Source organism: Streptomyces sp. So13.3 (assembly GCF_005860785.2).
Lineage (GTDB): Bacteria > Actinomycetota > Actinomycetes > Streptomycetales > Streptomycetaceae > Actinacidiphila > Actinacidiphila fildesensis.
Map to the genome: position 1 here is coordinate 1407961 of NZ_CP048835.1, position 14763 is coordinate 1422723.

Sequence of the window (14763 nt, forward strand, 5' to 3'; positions counted from 1 at the left end):
CAGAGCCTGAACAATCGGCGCCCATCGGTGACCGCATCCCGTGCTACGTTCGGCCGATGACCGATTCCGTCACTTTGGATCCGATCGATCTCGAGATTCTCCGGGTCCTGCAGAACGATTCCCGGACCACCAACCGCGATCTCGCGACGGCGGTCGGCGTCGCCCCGTCCACCTGTCTGGACCGCGTGGCACGGCTGCGCCGTACCGGAGTGATCCTCGGCCATGAACTGCGACTGGATCCCGCCAAGCTCGGACGCGGCCTCGAGGCGCTGCTGTCGGTGCAGGTACGGCCGCACCGCAGGGAGCTGATCAGCCCGTTCGTGGCCCGGATCCGCGCCCTCCCCGAGACGCGGGCGCTGTTCCACCTCACCGGCCCCGACGACTACCTCGTCCATGTCGCGGTGACCGGTACGTCCGATCTGCAGCGGCTGGTGATCGACGAGTTCACCTCGCGCCGCGAGGTCGCCCGGGTGGAGACCCGGCTGATCTTCCAGCAGTGGGACTGCGGCCCCCTGCTGCCGCCCGTCCCGGGCGCCTGACCGCCGGGCCGCGGGCTCTGGACGGCGGCGCCGGCAGCGCGGCCGCCCGCCGACAGGTACGTAGCCAAGAAGAATGATGACGCGGCGGGCCCGTTCGTACGAGGATGGCCGTATGTCCACGAATACCAGCAGCCCGCTGCCCCGCCAGGTGGCCGACGCGTACGTCGACCACCTCATCGAACTCGACCCGATCATGGGTACCTACCTCGGCATCGCGCAGAGCAATTCCTTTCTGCCCGACTACTCCCCCGCCGGGACGAGCGCCGTCGCCGACCTCGCCCGCACCACGCTGGACCTGCTGACCCAGGCCGAGGCGCAGCCGGGCGCGGACACCGACGCGGAGCGGCGCTGCGCCCGGCTGCTGCGCGAGCGGCTCAACGCCGAACTCGCCGTGCACGAGGCCGCGGAAGGGCTGCGCGCGGTCAGCAACATCCACTCGCCGCTGCACTCGATGCGCGAGGTCTTCAGCGTCACCCCCGCCGAGACCACGGAGGACTGGACCGCGATCGCCGCCCGGCTGCGCGCCGTCCCGGCCGCACTGGAGGGCTACCGCGCCTCGCTCGCCGGAGGCCTCGACCGCAAGCTCCCGGCCGGCCCCCTCCAGGTGACGACCGTCATCGGCCAGCTGACCGGCTGGATCGGCACCGACAGCAGCTACTTCGGGACGATTGCCGCGCCGGGCCCCGAGGAGCTGCGCGGTGAGCTCGACGCTGCCGCCGCCGGGGCCACCGAAGCCCTCGTGGCGCTGCGCGACTGGCTGCGCGACACCTACGCCCCGAGCGTCGAGGGCGCGCCGGAGACCGTCGGCCGCGAGCGCTACGCCCGCTGGTCGCGGTACTGGAACGGCACCGACCTCGATCTCGACGAGGCCTACGCGTACGGCTGGTCCGAGTACCACCGCATCCACGAGGAGATGAAGACCGAGGCCGAGAAGATCCTGCCGGGCGCGGCGACCCCTTGGGAGGCCCTGGCCCACCTGGAGGAGCACGGCACCCGCATCGAGGGCGTCGAGGAGGTCAGGACCTGGCTCCAGTCGCTGATGGACGAGGCCATCGAGGCTCTGGACGGCACGCACTTCGAGCTGGCCGACCGCGTCAAGCGCGTCGAGTCTCGGATCGCCCCGCCCGGCGGCGCCGCGGCCCCTTATTACCTGCAGCCGTCGGAGGATTTCTCCCGCCCGGGCACGACCTGGCTGCCGACGATGGGCCAGACCAGCTTCCCCGTCTACGACCTGGTCTCCACCTGGTACCACGAGGGCGTTCCCGGCCATCACCTGCAGCTCGCCCAGTGGACGCACGTCGCGGAATCCCTCTCCCGCTACCAGGCGACCGTCGGTCTGGTCAGCGCGAACTGCGAGGGCTGGGCGCTGTACGCCGAGCGCCTCATGGACGAGCTGGGCTTCCTCACCGACCCCGAGCGCCGGCTGGGCTACCTCGACGCGCAGATGATGCGCTCGACCCGCATCATCGTCGACATCGGTATGCACCTGGAGCTGGAGATCCCCGCCCACTCCCCGTTCCACCCCGGCGAGCGCTGGACGCCGGAGCTGGGCCGGGAGTTCTTCGGTCTGCACAGCGGCCGCCCCGCCGACTTCGTCGACAGCGAGCTGATCCGCTACCTGGGCATGCCCGGCCAGGCCATCGGCTACAAGCTCGGTGAGCGCGCCTGGCTGACCGGCCGCGAGGCCGCCCGCAAGGCCCACGGCGACGCCTTCGACGCCAAGGCCTGGCACATGGCCGCCCTCTCCCAGGGCTCCCTGGGCCTCGACGACCTGGTCACCGAGCTCTCGGCCCTGTAGGAACACGGCGGGGCCCCGGCCTCGCAAACGTTTCCGTGCGGGCGGCGGCGGATCTCCTCCGCAGCCGTCCGCACGGAGCTGCCTCGGGCGCCGCCGGATGTGGCCGTCCACGGCCGGTCTAGGCTGCCCGTATGGGGGCCACCATCATCTTCTGCGCGGATCCGCTGAATCCGCGGCGACCGGACGCCCACTTCGCACCCGAGGCGCGGGCCGCGCGGGAACTGGGTCTGACCGTCGCGCTGCTCGACCATGACGCGCTGCTCGCCGGAGATCCGGCGGCTGCCGTCGCCCGGGTCCCGCGGGGCACCGGACCCGCGTGGTACCGCGGCTGGATGATCCCCGGGGACCACTACAGCAACCTGGCGCAGGCGCTCGACGCACGCGGCTGCACCCTGCTGACGGAACCGGACCGCTTTCGCGCCGCGCATGAACTGCCCGGTTGGTACGGCACGTTCGAGGAGCTGACGCCGCGCAGCGTCTGGCTGCCCGTCGACGCCGGCCGGCCGCCGGACACGGCGGCGCTGGCCGCCCTCACCGCACCACTGGGCGGCGGCCCCGGCATCGTGAAGGACTTCGTCAAGTCCCGCAAGCACGAGTGGGACGAGGCCTGTTACGTCCCCGACCTCGCGGACACCGAGCGGCTCGCGGCCGTCACCGCCTGCTTCGTCGAGCGGCAGGGCGACTTCCTCGCGGGCGGAGTCGTCGTCCGGGCCTTCGAGCAGTTCACGGACACCGGTGAGGCACGGGTGTGGTGGCTGGACGCGCAACCGGTCCTCGTCACCGCACACCCCGACACCCCGCAACTCCGCCCACGGCCGGCACTGGACCGGGTACAGCCGCTGGTGGCCGCCCTCGGCTGCCGCTTCGTCACCACCGACCTCGCACTGCGGGCCGACGGGCAGTGGCGGGTGATCGAGGTCGGGGACGGCCAGGTCAGCGATCTGCCGCCGGACGCGGACCCTGGGGCTCTGGCCGGAAAACTCACCTCCGTCCGAGGGCCCCGAGGGATACTCTGCAGATCCTTTGCCTTCTCCGACAGGACGGTCCCGATCCATGACCCTGCGCACCTCCCATCATGACGGCCGACAGGTGCTCGAATCCGGCCGGGTGACCCTGCGCGAACAGCTGCCCGCCGACTGCGCACAGCTGGCCGAGGGCAAGCCCGCCGAGCTCGTCTGGATCGACGGCATACCCGGCGAGGGCACGACGAGCGCCGCCGGGATGACGGTCCAGGCGGACGCGGCCGGAGTGTTCCAGCCCGGCTGGGGAGTGTTCGCGATCCAGCGGTCCGAGGACGGCATGGCGATCGGCGGCATCGGCTTCCACGGCCCGCCCACCGACGGCGTCGCCGAGATCGGCTACGACCTCTCGATCTCCGCCCGCGGCGCCGGCTGGGCCACCGACGCCCTGCTGGCCCTCGCGGAATGGGCCCTCACCCGCCCCGGCGTCCGCGTCCTCCTCGCGACCACCGAACCGGACAACATCCCGTCCCAACGGGTCCTGGAACGAGCGGGTTTCACTCGCGTGGCGGACCACGGGAACCTGCACGCATTCGAACTGGTCGGCCCGGCGGTCTGACCGGCCCCATCCTGCGCACGTCCGCAGCGACGACCCCGACACGTCCGGCGATCGCCGCACGGCCGGTCAGCAGCCGCAGGTGTCGGCGCCGGTCGGGGCGGTGAGGGGGTCCGCTTCGTGGCGGGCTTCGCCCTCGAAGGTCTCGAAGGCGTAGCCCTCGCGGATCCAGTACTCCATGCCGCCGAGCATCTCCTTGACCCGGTAGCCGAGGGTTGCCAGGGCGTGGGCGGCGCGGGTCGCGCCGTTGCAGCCGGGGCCCCAGCAGTACACGACGACCGGGACCGAGCGGTCCAGGAACTCCGCGGCGAGCTGCGGGATCTGGGCGGTCGGAAGATGGACGGCGCCCGGTACGTGGCCCTGGTCCCAGGATTCGGTGCTGCGGGAGTCGACGACCACGAATCCGGGGTGCTCGGCCTGCAGACCGGCCGCGACGTCGGAGACGTCGGCGTGGAAGGCGAGGCCGGCGGCGAAGTAGGCGGCCGCGTCGGCGGGGGCGGCCGGGGGGACGCGGAGGACGGGGTTCTCGGAAACGATCAGCTGTGTCATGGCTGGAAATCTACGGAACCCGGGCGGGACCGTGAAGTGAGATTCCCCGGTGGTTTTCTTGCACGGCCGGGATTTCCCCTGCTATTCATCGGTCATGACCAGTGAATCCCTCGACGCCACCGACTGGCGCATCCTGGAAGCCCTGCAGCGCGACGGCCGGGCCAGTTACGCCGAGCTGGCGCGGGCGGTCGCGATGTCGCCCAGCGCGGTGACCGAGCGGGTCCGCCGGCTGGAGGAGTCCGGGGTGATCACCGGTTATTCGGCGGTCATCGACCACGACCGGGTCGGTCTGCCCATCCTGGCCCTGGTGCGGCTGCGCTATCCGACCGGCAACTACAAGCCGTTCCACGACCTGCTGGCGTCGACGCCGGAGATCCTGGAGGCGCACCACGTCACGGGCGACGACTGCTTCGTCATGAAGGTGGCGGCCCGCTCGATGCGGCATCTGGAGGAGACCGCCGGCCGGATCTCAGGCCTCGGATCGGTCACCACCAGCATCGTCTACTCCTCGCCGCTGTCCCGCCGCCCGCTCACGTTGTGACGGGGGTGACGGCGCCGCGAGCGGTGCCGCGCCCGGACGGCCCCTGGGCGACCGTGGAGCCCGACTGTCCCTTGACGACGCGCAGCTGGGCGGGGATGCGCTGCCGCAGATCGGCGACGTGGCTGACGATACCGACGGCGCGGTCCCGTTCCCGCAGCGCGTCCAGGACGTCCAGCACCTCGTCCAGGGTCTGCTCGTCGAGGCTGCCGAAGCCCTCGTCGATGAAGAGGGTGTCCAGCCGGGTGCCGCCCGCCTCGTCGGTGACGACGTCCGCGAGGCCGAGCGCCAGCGCCAGGGAGGCGGAGAAGGTCTCGCCCCCCGACAGGGTCGCGGTGTCGCGCTCGGTGCCCGTCCAGGCGTCGACGGCCATCAGGCCCAGCCCGGACCGGGAGCGGCCCGCGCTCCTGGCGTCGCTGTGGACGAGGGTGTAGCGCCCCGACGACATGCGCTGCAGCCGGACGCTGGCCGCCGCGGCGACCTGTTCCAGCCGGGCGGCCAGCACGTAGGTCTCCAGTTCCATCTTCAGCTGGTTCTCGGTGGAGGTGCCGGCCGACAGGTCCGCCAGCCGCCGGATCCGGGCGTACTCGGCGCGGGCCGGGGCGAGTTCAGCGGCCTTCGCGGCGGCCTGCGCCCCCAGCCGGTCGAGGTCGGCGCCGCGCGTCTGCGCGGCGGCGTGCGCGGCGGCCGCCTCCCGCAGCCGGGCGGTCGTGGCGTCGACGGCCGCCCGCGCCCGCGCGGGATCGGCGGCCGGCAGTGCGGCGGCGGCCGCGAGTCCGGGCGCCGCCAGATCGGCGGTGACGGCGGCCTCCTCGTCGCGCCACTGCGCCACGAGGTGCTCCAGCCGCAGCCGCCGGTCGGGCGCGTAGAGCGCGCGGGCCGCGTCGGCGGGGGTGTCGAACCCGGCGCGGAACGCCGCGTCGGACAGTGCCGCGTCGGCCTCCTTCAGCCGCTGGGCCCCGTCGTGCTCCCGGTCGACAGCCTGCGCCGCCGTGGTCAGCAGATCGACGCGCCGGGCCAGTTGCGATCTGCGGGCGGCCACGGTCGCGAAGCCGCCGCGCGCCCGCGACAGCTGCTCGGCGATCCGCTCGTACTGCTCGTCGAGCTCCTCGCGCCGCGAGGTCCGCGCAGCGGCCCGGCTCAGCGCCTCGTGCCGCTCCGCGGTCCTGCGGTCGCGTTCCCGTTCGGCCTCGCCGAGCGCCTCACGGGCGGCGTGGGTGTCGGCGGCGGCGCGCACCGCGAGCACGTATTCGCCGTCCAACGCGGTGTACGCGGCGGCCAGTTCGTCCACCGGGGTGTCGCCGGCCGCCGCCAGGGCGGCGTCCCGCCCGGCCCGCGCGCGGCTCAGCTCGTCCTGCACGGCGCTCTGCGCGGCGGACGCGCTCTGGTAGGCGGCGTAGGCGGCGTCCTCGTCCTCGCGGGTGACCTGCCGGTCGGAGGGACGGGCCGGCTCGGGGTGCTCGGCGGAGCCGCACACCCGGCAGTTCTCGCCGGGCACCAGGGCGGCGGCCAGTTCCGCGGCGATACCGGAGATCCGCCCTTCGCGGGCGTCCTGCCAGGCCTCGCGGGTGTCGGCAGCCCGGTCCCGGGCGGCGCGGTGCCGGTCCTCGGCCACGGTCAGGGCGTGGGCGTAACGGTCACGCTCCCGGGCCGCGTCGAGGCGGCGGCGGGCCTGGTCGCGTTCGGCGTCCAGCGTTCCGGCGCGGGCCGCGGCGGCCTGGGCGTCGTCGACGCGCCGCTGCAGACGCAGCCGTTCCGGCTCCCAGCCCTCCAGCCAGCCGTCGGTCTCCTGTACGGCCTCGCCGTCGCCGCGCGCCTCGGCCTCCAACCGGTCGCGGCGGACGGCCAGTTCCGCGGCGCGCCGCTCCAGCTCCCCCGCCTCGGTGAGCGATCCGAGCTCCTCGCGCAGCTGGTTGGCGGTCGCGGTGAGCTGTTCGGCGGCCGCCTCGGCGAGGTCGGCGGGGAGCTCCGCCCGCGCACTGCACCGGGCGGCGAGCGCCTGCTGGTGCTGTGTGGCGGCCTTCTCCCGCAGTTCCAGGGCCGATTCGACGCCGGAGGCGCGGTGCGCCCGCTCCAGCCGGGCGCGCTGTTCATCACGTTCCGACCGGGCCCCGGCGATGCCGTCGGCCCGGCGGCGGGCGGCGGCGTGGCGCTGCTGCAGCCCGTACAGCTCCTGGACGGCGGCGGCCTCGTCGCGGGCCCGGAGGTGTGCCTGTTCGGCCAGCTCCAGCGCGCTCACCGCGATGGCGTGGCGCTCGCGCGCGGTGGAGCGCAGTACGGCCGCCCACTGCAGGATGGGCGCGGCCAGGTCGGAGTGGACGGCCGGTGCGCGCGCCGGAACGTTTTCGGGCAGCCAGTCGTCCAGCGGCTCGGCCCCCGGTCCCGCCGCCTGGGCGAGGCGTCCGGCGAGGTTGTCCAGCTCCTGGTCGCCGGTCTGGATCCGCTGTTCGGCGGCGCGGCGGCGCTCCTTGAGCCACTCCTCGACGGCCTTGAAGCGACGGGTGTCGAAGAGCCGGCCCAGCAGGGCGCCGCGTTCGGCGGCGGTGGCCCGCAGGAAGTTGGCGAACTCGCCCTGCGGCAGCAGCACCACCTGGCAGAACTGCTCCCGGCTCATCCCGATCAGCTGCTTGAGTTCCTCACCGATCTCCTGGTGGGACTTGGAGAGCGCGCGCCACTCGCCGTCGCTGCGCTCCCGCAGCAACGTGACGGCCTTCTCCTGGGTCGTCCCGGAGCCGCGCTTCTTCGGGCGCTGCTGCTCGGGCCGCCGGGTGATCTCCAAGTGCCTTCCGCCAACGTGCAGTTCGAGCACCACCTCGGTGCCGAGGGCGGCGTCGGCGTGGTCGCTGCGCAGCCGGTTGGCCGGCCGGCTGCCGGGGACCTCGCCGTACAGGGCGAAGCAGACGCCGTCGAGGATGGAGGTCTTCCCCGCCCCGGTCGCGCCGTGCAGGAGGAACAGTCCGGCCGAGGACAGTTCGTCGAAGTCGACGCTCTCGGTGCCCGCGAAGGGGCCGAAGGCGGTGAGGTCGAGCCGGTGCAGCCGCATTGCTTACGTTTCCGTCCTTGCGTGGTGCGCGCGTACCGCGTCCAGGGCCTCGCGCAGTACCGTCCGTTCCCGCCCGTCGGGGCCCGAGCCCCGGACGTGGGCCACGAAGTCCTCGGCGATCTGCTGGTCGGTGCGGCCGCGCAGCCGCTGGGCGTAGGAGACCGCCGGGTCGGCGCCGGAGTTCTCGGGGTCGAAGGCGAGGCTGAGCACGTGCAGGAAGCGCTTGGCCAGGGCCGCCATCGGTTCCGGCGGGCGCAGCGCGTCGGTGAGGGTGGCCTCGACCCAGGCGTCCTCGTGCCGCTCCAGCGCCGGATCGGCGAGCAGGTCGTCCAGGTGGCCGCGGATCCGGGCGATCGGGCGCGGCACCGGGCAGTCGACGCGCTCGGCGCTCACGGCGCCGTCCTGGTCGAGGTCGACCAGCCACATGCTCTTGCGGTGCCGCTCCTCGGAGAAGGAGTACGCCAGCGGCGAGCCGGAGTACCGGACCCGTTCGGTGATCGTCTGGCAGCCGTGCAGATGGCCGAGCGCCACATAGTCGACGCCCGCGAAGATCTCGGCGGGCACGGCCTCCACCCCGCCCGCCGTGATGTCGCGCTCGCTGTCGCTCGGCGCGCCTCCGGTGACGAAGGCGTGCGCCAGCACCACCGAGCGGGTACCGGCCGGGCGGGTGGCGAGATCGGCGCGCACCCGGTCCATGGCCGCGCCCAGCACGGCGGTGTGGTCGGCCCGCTCGGCGTCGAATTCCGCACGGACCAGCGCAGGTTCGAGGTAGGGCAGCCCGTACAGCACGGTGTCACCGGCGGCGCCCGGCAGGACGACGGGGATCGCGCAGCCCGCCGGGTCGGTGCGCAGGTGGATGCCGGCGCGGCCCATGAGGCCTGCGCCGACGCCCAGCCGCCGGGCCGAATCGTGGTTCCCGGAGATCATCACCGTCGGGACGCCGAGGTCGGCGAGCCGGTGCAGGGCGTCGTCGAAGAGCTCGACGGCGGACAGCGGCGGCACCGCCCGGTCGTAGATGTCCCCGGCGACGAGCACCACGTCGACGGCCTCGGCGCGGACCGTGCTGACGAGATGGTCGAGGAAGGCCGCCTGGGCGGCGAGCAGGCTCTCACGGTGGAACGAACGTCCCAGATGCCAGTCGGAAGTGTGCAGAAGTCTCACTGGGGTGCTCCGACCTGCACGTTTATCGCTCCTCCACCCCGGTACCCGCACCGAATCAGCGTGGGGTCCCGCTGTCGGCACCGACCACGCTAGCGCCCGGACGCCCCCCATCCATCACGGACCTCGGTTTGTCATCGGTTCCGGGGCCGGACGGCGGGCGGTATTGCCGTGCTCCGGTCCGTTACGAAACGATCACGCCAGGGGCGGACCACTTCCGAACGCGCCCCGCCGCCGACGCCCTTGGAGTGAGAAGTGCCGACATTCGAGATCACGGCCGCGAGCGCCGCCGACATCGGGCTGATGGCGGACTGGGCCGCCGCGGAGGGCTGGAACCCGGGCCGCACCGACGGCTCCGCCTTCTTCGCGGCCGATCCGCACGGTTTCCTGATCGGCCGCCTCGACGGCGAACCGGTCGCCTGTGTCTCGGTCGTCCGGTACGGCACCGATTTCGGCTTCCTCGGCTTCTACATCACCCAGCCGTCGCTGCGCGGCCAGGGTTATGGCATCCAGCTCTGGCGCGCCGGCATGGCGCGGCTCGCCGGGCGCAACGTCGGGCTCGACGGGGTGATTGCCCAGCAGGAGAACTACCGCAAGTCCGGATTCCGCTCCGCCTGGAACAACATCCGCTACGAAGGCACTCCGGCCGCGGACACCCCGGCGCCGGCGGGCGTCACCCTGGTCGACGCCCGCACCCTGCCCTTCGATCAACTCGCCGCCTACGACCGCCGTTTCTTCCCGGCGCCGCGCGACAGTTTCCTGGCCACCTGGATCGCCGCGGCCCAGCGCACCCCGCTGGCCGCGGTGCGCGACGGGGAGCTGCAGGGGCTCGCCGTGCTGCGCGCGTGCCGCGAGGCCTCGCGCATCGGTCCGGTCCACGCGGACTCGCCGGAGGTGGCGGGCGCGCTGGTCGGCGCGCTGGCGGCGACCGTGCCGGGCGAGCCGGTGTCGATCGACGTGCCCGACATCAACAAGCCGGCGGTGCACCTGATGGAACGGCTCGGCCTGGCGCCGTCCTTCGAGACCGCCCGGATGTACACCGGTCCGCTGCCGGAGACCGATCAGGCCGGGATGTACGGCGTCACCAGCCTCGAACTGGGCTGACGGTTCCCGGACCAGATCTACCGGGCCTGGACGTCGACGAATTCGGTGCCGCCGGCCTCCACCGTGGCGGCACCGGAGGTGCTGTCGGCGACCCAGGAGCGGAACGCCGCCACCTCGGACTCCGGCAGCGCGATGTCGATGCGCACATCGGCGCCGTACCGCACGCCGCGCACCGTGCGCCCGGCCGACCGCAGGTCGTTCTCCAGCTTGCCCGCCCGCTGGTGGTCGGCCGCGACCGTCAGCAGCGCGAGGCGCTGCCGTTCGACGGTGCCCAGTTCGTCGAGCGCGGCGGACACGGCGCCGCCGTAGGCGCGTACCAGCCCGCCCGCGCCGAGCTGGACCCCGCCGTAGTAGCGGGTGACGACGGCGACGACATCGCGCACCTCGCGGCGCAGCAGCACCTGCAGCATGGGGGTGCCCGCGGTTCCGCCGGGTTCGCCGTCGTCGCCGGCCTTGTGGATGCGGCCCTCGGCGCCGATGACGTAGGCGAAGCAGTTGTGGGTCGCGCTCGGGTGCTCCTTGCGGATCTTCTGGATGAACGCCTGCGCGGCCTGCTCGCTGCCCGCGGGCGCCAGCGCGCACAGGAAGCGCGAGCGCTTGATCTCGCTCTCGTGCACGCCCTCGCGCCCTACCGTCAGATACCGGTCCACCATCCGGCCACCCTATGCCGCCGGCCGGGAATGGGCCGGGCCGGTCGCTCGTTGACCAGGCACGACGAGCGGGACACCCTCTGGAGGACGACGTGTACGGCGATGCTGCGACGGTACGGAAGATCCTGACCGGGCTGGGTGACACCTGGGCGGTGGTCGGTCTGTCGAACAACGAGGCACGGGCCGCCTACGGGGTCGCGCGGGTGCTCCAGCGCTTCGGCAAGCGGATCGTTCCCGTCCACCCCAAGGCCGAGACCGTGCACGGCGAGCAGGGGTACGCCTCGCTCGCCGACATTCCGTTCCCGGTCGACGTGGTCGACGTCTTCGTCAACTCCGAGCTGGCGGGCGCGGTCGCCGACGAGGCGGTGGCGGCCGGCGCGAAGGCCGTGTGGTTCCAGCTCGGGGTGATCGACGAGGCCGCGTTCGAGCGGACGCGGGCGGCCGGCGCGGAGATGGTCATGGACCGCTGCCCGGCGATCGAGATTCCCCGCCTCGGCTGACGCGCGATACCGGGTCACGGCGCCTACGGTGGCGGGGTGAGCAAGGACCGCAAGCCTCCGCCGCCCTTCGGGCTCGATGAGAAGACCTACGCCGACCTGTGGTTCTACGCCCTGCCGGTGCTCGGCTTCGTGCTGGCCTTCGGGGTCTTCGCGCTGCTGCTCGGTGTGCTGCCCGACCACTGGTGGGGTGAGGTGCTGGCGGCCGTGGTCGCGGTGGGCGCCGGGGTGATCGTGGTGCGGGCGGGCCGGCGGCTGCACCGGTCCCTGCACCCGGCGGACGAGGACCGGTCCGACGGGCCGCCGGACCGGCGCTGACCGCAGCCGATCAGATACCGAGGCCCTCCAGGACGACGGCGCCCGGCAGTGCGGCGAGTACCTTGCCCGGCACGATCAGCTTGCCGCGCCGGGCGCCGCTGCCGATCACCAGGTACGGGGCGTCGACGACGGCCGCGTCGATGAGCAGCGGCCAGTCGCCGGGCAGGCCGACGGGGGTGATGCCGCCGTACTCCATGCCGGTGGCGCCGGTCGCGGCGTCCATGGGGGCGAACGAGGCCTTGCGGGCGCCGAGATGGCGCCGGACCACGCCGTTGACGTCGACGCGGGTGGTGGAGAGCACCAGGCACGCGGCGAGCGTGACGTCCTGACCGCGCTTGCCCGCGACGACCACGCAGTTCGCCGAGGCGTCCACGAGGTCGGCGCCGTACGTCTCGACGAAGACGGCGGTGTCGGCCTTCTCGGGGTCGGTGTCGACATGGAGCATGTCGGCGGTCACCGCGGCGGCCACCGGAGCCGGGAGCAGGTCGAGCCGTTCGGTGGCGGGGTGGGCTTCGTCGAAATTGCCGATCGGTGCGCGCATACCGGGAAACGTAACAGGCGCTACCGGGGCGGCGGGACGGCGATCGCGAGCGTCATCTCGGCCGGGACCGCACCCGCGTTGTGGTAGCCGTGCGGCACATGGGCGTCGAAGCTCGCGGTGGTCCCGGAGGGGACGCGGTACTCCTGGCCTTCGACGACGAGCGTCAGCTCGCCCGCGTCCACCCGGATCAGTTCGGCGCTGCCGGGCGGGTGGGCGTCGGAGTCGTGACCCTCGCCGGGCATGAGCCGCCAGGACCACAGTTCCAGCGGGCCGGGCGCCTCGGTGCCGGCCTGGAGCGTGCCGTAGCTGCCGGCCGGGGTGCTCCACAGCGGTACGGCGCGGTCGGCCGGGACCAGCCGGACCTGGGGGCTGTCGGCGTAGTCCAGGAGGTTGGCGATGCTGATGCCGACGGCGTCGGCGATCCGCACCACGGTGCCGATGCTGGGGTTGGTCCTGGCCTGCTCGATCTGAATGATCATGCCCCGGCTGACGCCCGCGCGGGCGGCGAGCGCGTCCAGGCTGTATCCGCGCTCCAGCCGCAGCCGTTTGACGTTGCGGGCGAGCGACTGGGCGACGATTTCGAGGTCCGGCACGCTTCCGTCCAATATTATGAATGACAGAGTTCACTTGAGTGCACTACGGTGTGCTGTACCAACACGTTCATCACACTGTACTGCGGGGGAAGTCCCATGACAGCGGTTCTCGCGCTCGCCACCAGCCTGCTCTGGGGGCTCGCCGACTTCGGCGGCGGGCTGCTCACCCGCCGGCTGCCGGCGCTGGTCGTGGTCGTCGCCTCGCAGATCGCCGCCGCGCTCGTCCTCGGCGTCATCGTCGTGGCGACCGGGGCGTGGAGCGAGATCGGCCCGCAGCTCTGGTACGCCGTCGCCGCCGGCGTCGTCGGTCCTGTCGCGATGATCTGCTTCTACAAGGCCCTCGCCCAGGGCCCGATGGGCGTGGTCTCCCCGCTGGCCACCGTCGGCGTCGTGATACCGCTCGGCGTCGGACTGACGCTCGGCGAACGCCCTGGACTGCTGCAGTACGGCGGGATCGCGGTGGCCGTCGTCGGCGTCGTCCTGGCCGGCGGCCCGCAGCTGCGCGGCGCGCCCGTGCAGCGGCAGACGGTGCTGCTCACCCTCGTCGCCGCCTTCGGCTTCGGCTCGGTGTTCGCGCTCATCGCCGAGGCGTCCTCGACGCTCACCGGACTGTTCCTGGCGCTCTTCGTCCAGCGGGTCTGCAACTCGCTGGTCGGCGGCGCCGCGCTGGCCGTGGCCGTCCGGCGTGACCCGGCCGCCGCACCGGAGGGCGGCATGGCCGTGGTGTGGTCCGCCATGCCGGCGCTCACCCTGGTCGGCCTCGCGGACGTCGCGGCGAACGGCACGTACTCGCTGGCCGCCCAGCACGGCCCGGTCACCGTCGCCGCGGTACTCGCCTCGCTCTACCCGGTGGTGACGGCGCTCGCCGCCCGGGGCTTCCTCAAGGAACGGCTGCTCGCGATCCAGGCCGCGGGCGCGGGACTCGCGATGGCCGGGACGATCCTGCTCGCGGCGGGATAGCCGGGCCGCGAGCGGGCCTCAAACCGCCGGATCCGGCGCCCGGTCGGCCCGGCCGTCGAGCGTCTTCGGCCCGTCCTCGACGCCGGCCAGCGCCATCAGCTGCTCGGGGGTGATCCCCTCGGGTATCGGCACCGGCGGCGGTGTCCGCAGCGGCGGCTGCCAGCCGGCCTCGGGGTCCCAGCGGCGGACGATCCTGGCGGGAGCGCCCGCGACCACCGCGTGATCGGGCACGTCACCGCGCACCACCGCGCCGGCCGCGACCACCACATTGCGGCCCAGCCGGGCCCCGGGCAGGATCACCGCTCCCGTGCCGAGCCAGCTGCCGGACCCGATCTCGACGGGCGCCGAGCGCGGCCACTGCTTGCCGACCGGTTCGTGGGGGTCGTCGTAGGAGTGGTTGTCGCTGGTGACGTACACATAGGGCCCGGCGAAGATGTTGTCGCCGAAGACCACCGGCGCCGAGGCCACCACGTGGCTGCCGCGGCCGAGCACCACGCCGTTGCCGAGCCGCAGGACCGGGTCGGGGCCGAGGTCCAGGTCCGGCATCATGCCGGCGGTGAGGGTCACCTGCTCGCCCACCACGCAGTGCTCCCCGATCTCGATCCACTGCTCGCCGAACACCGTGCCCAGCGGGAACGCCAGCCGCGAGCCCGTGCCGAAGCTGCGGAAGCGGTAGGGACCGGGGCGCTGCGCGGTCACCGCGCCCGCGTTCTGCACCCACCGCCATCCGCGGTGGACCAGGCGCGAGGCGGTGCGGCGGCGCCAGGCCGCCCAGGAGGAGAACACGTTCTCGTTCTTCGGCACGGGATCACCGTATACGGTGCCGCCCGCCGGTGAAGTCCTGGATGTGAGGCCGGATGTAAAGAGGGGATCCGGCCGTACGGGGGGAGCCGGGCGGAC

Annotated in this window: 16 protein-coding genes; 9 read left to right on the top strand and 7 right to left on the bottom strand. The window is 73.2% G+C overall.

Going from position 1 to position 14763, the window contains the following annotated elements; genetic code table 11:
- The first annotated feature begins 56 nt into the window (after positions 1-56).
- The 4 genes from C8250_RS06640 (at position 57) to C8250_RS06655 (ending at position 3915) form a co-directional block, all read left to right on the top strand.
- Entirely contained in the window at positions 57-539 is a 483-nt protein-coding gene (locus C8250_RS06640) for an Lrp/AsnC family transcriptional regulator (RefSeq protein ID WP_138357220.1), read from the top strand.
- Positions 540-651: 112 nt separating this feature from the next.
- Complete coding sequence (locus C8250_RS06645; RefSeq protein WP_138357221.1) at positions 652-2337, top strand: DUF885 domain-containing protein; 1686 nt, start codon at positions 652-654, stop codon at positions 2335-2337.
- A gap of 131 nt (positions 2338-2468) precedes the next feature.
- A complete protein-coding gene (locus tag C8250_RS06650) occupies positions 2469-3416 on the top strand; it encodes an ATP-grasp domain-containing protein (RefSeq protein WP_187144758.1) in 948 nt (315 codons plus the stop codon).
- A complete protein-coding gene (locus C8250_RS06655; RefSeq protein WP_138357222.1) occupies positions 3391-3915 on the top strand; it encodes a GNAT family protein in 525 nt (174 codons plus the stop codon). The genes C8250_RS06650 and C8250_RS06655 overlap by 26 nt, the downstream gene beginning before the upstream one ends.
- Positions 3916-3981: 66 nt before the next feature.
- Here C8250_RS06655 and C8250_RS06660 read toward each other — a convergent pair whose 3' ends face one another.
- Positions 3982-4461: a rhodanese-like domain-containing protein gene (locus C8250_RS06660; RefSeq protein ID WP_187144759.1), complete on the bottom strand. Its 480-nt coding sequence runs from the start codon at positions 4459-4461 to the stop codon at positions 3982-3984.
- Positions 4462-4555: 94 nt separating this feature from the next.
- On the opposite strand from C8250_RS06660, the gene C8250_RS06665 reads away from it, so the two are divergent.
- Entirely contained in the window at positions 4556-5002 is a 447-nt protein-coding gene (locus tag C8250_RS06665; RefSeq protein WP_138357223.1) for an Lrp/AsnC family transcriptional regulator, read from the top strand.
- Here the strand turns inward: C8250_RS06665 and C8250_RS06670 are convergent.
- Positions 4992-8042 (bottom strand): SMC family ATPase, encoded by a 3051-nt coding sequence (locus tag C8250_RS06670; RefSeq protein WP_138357224.1) that lies wholly within the window; start codon positions 8040-8042, stop codon positions 4992-4994. The genes C8250_RS06665 and C8250_RS06670 overlap by 11 nt on opposite strands.
- A gap of 3 nt (positions 8043-8045) precedes the next feature.
- Entirely contained in the window at positions 8046-9203 is a 1158-nt protein-coding gene (locus tag C8250_RS06675) for an exonuclease SbcCD subunit D (protein ID WP_138357225.1), read from the bottom strand.
- 252 nt (positions 9204-9455) lie between these two features.
- Between C8250_RS06675 and C8250_RS06680 the strand changes: the two genes are divergently transcribed.
- Positions 9456-10304, top strand: coding sequence for a GNAT family N-acetyltransferase (locus tag C8250_RS06680; RefSeq protein WP_138357226.1), 849 nt, complete (start codon positions 9456-9458; stop codon positions 10302-10304).
- A gap of 17 nt (positions 10305-10321) precedes the next feature.
- Here the strand turns inward: C8250_RS06680 and C8250_RS06685 are convergent, their stop codons facing one another.
- Positions 10322-10957, bottom strand: a complete 636-nt coding sequence (locus C8250_RS06685) for a YigZ family protein (protein ID WP_138357227.1) — start codon at positions 10955-10957, stop codon at positions 10322-10324.
- An 89-nt stretch (positions 10958-11046) separates the two neighbouring features.
- Here C8250_RS06685 and C8250_RS06690 point away from each other — a divergent pair, with 89 nt between their 5' ends.
- Positions 11047-11454 carry a CoA-binding protein gene (locus C8250_RS06690; RefSeq protein WP_138357228.1) on the top strand — a complete coding sequence of 136 codons (408 nt, stop codon included), beginning with the start codon at positions 11047-11049 and terminating at the stop codon, positions 11452-11454.
- Positions 11455-11490: 36 nt separating this feature from the next.
- Positions 11491-11769, top strand: coding sequence for a hypothetical protein (locus C8250_RS06695; RefSeq protein ID WP_138357229.1), 279 nt, complete (start codon positions 11491-11493; stop codon positions 11767-11769).
- A 10-nt stretch (positions 11770-11779) separates the two neighbouring features.
- Here C8250_RS06695 and C8250_RS06700 read toward each other — a convergent pair whose 3' ends face one another.
- A complete protein-coding gene (locus tag C8250_RS06700; RefSeq protein WP_138357230.1) occupies positions 11780-12310 on the bottom strand; it encodes a YbaK/EbsC family protein in 531 nt (176 codons plus the stop codon).
- A 20-nt stretch (positions 12311-12330) separates the two neighbouring features.
- Positions 12331-12903, bottom strand: a complete 573-nt coding sequence (locus tag C8250_RS06705) for an XRE family transcriptional regulator (RefSeq protein WP_138357231.1) — start codon at positions 12901-12903, stop codon at positions 12331-12333.
- Positions 12904-12999: 96 nt separating this feature from the next.
- Here C8250_RS06705 and C8250_RS06710 point away from each other — a divergent pair, with 96 nt between their 5' ends.
- Positions 13000-13863 carry a DMT family transporter gene (locus tag C8250_RS06710; protein WP_138357232.1) on the top strand — a complete coding sequence of 288 codons (864 nt, stop codon included), beginning with the start codon at positions 13000-13002 and terminating at the stop codon, positions 13861-13863.
- An 18-nt stretch (positions 13864-13881) separates the two neighbouring features.
- On the opposite strand, the gene C8250_RS06715 is transcribed toward C8250_RS06710, so the two are convergent.
- A complete protein-coding gene (locus C8250_RS06715) occupies positions 13882-14667 on the bottom strand; it encodes an acyltransferase (RefSeq protein WP_138357233.1) in 786 nt (261 codons plus the stop codon).
- Positions 14668-14763: the final 96 nt, after the last annotated feature.

Coding starts and splice junctions, on each gene's coding strand:
- C8250_RS06640 (WP_138357220.1), top strand. CDS start 57: ATGACCGATTCCGTCACTTTGGATCCGATCGATCTCGAGATTCTCCGG.
- C8250_RS06645 (WP_138357221.1), top strand. CDS start 652: ATGTCCACGAATACCAGCAGCCCGCTGCCCCGCCAGGTGGCCGACGCG.
- C8250_RS06650 (WP_187144758.1), top strand. CDS start 2,469: ATGGGGGCCACCATCATCTTCTGCGCGGATCCGCTGAATCCGCGGCGA.
- C8250_RS06655 (WP_138357222.1), top strand. CDS start 3,391: ATGACCCTGCGCACCTCCCATCATGACGGCCGACAGGTGCTCGAATCC.
- C8250_RS06660 (WP_187144759.1), bottom strand. CDS start 4,461: ATGACACAGCTGATCGTTTCCGAGAACCCCGTCCTCCGCGTCCCCCCG.
- C8250_RS06665 (WP_138357223.1), top strand. CDS start 4,556: ATGACCAGTGAATCCCTCGACGCCACCGACTGGCGCATCCTGGAAGCC.
- C8250_RS06670 (WP_138357224.1), bottom strand. CDS start 8,042: ATGCGGCTGCACCGGCTCGACCTCACCGCCTTCGGCCCCTTCGCGGGC.
- C8250_RS06685 (WP_138357227.1), bottom strand. CDS start 10,957: ATGGTGGACCGGTATCTGACGGTAGGGCGCGAGGGCGTGCACGAGAGC.
- C8250_RS06700 (WP_138357230.1), bottom strand. CDS start 12,310: ATGCGCGCACCGATCGGCAATTTCGACGAAGCCCACCCCGCCACCGAA.
- C8250_RS06710 (WP_138357232.1), top strand. CDS start 13,000: ATGACAGCGGTTCTCGCGCTCGCCACCAGCCTGCTCTGGGGGCTCGCC.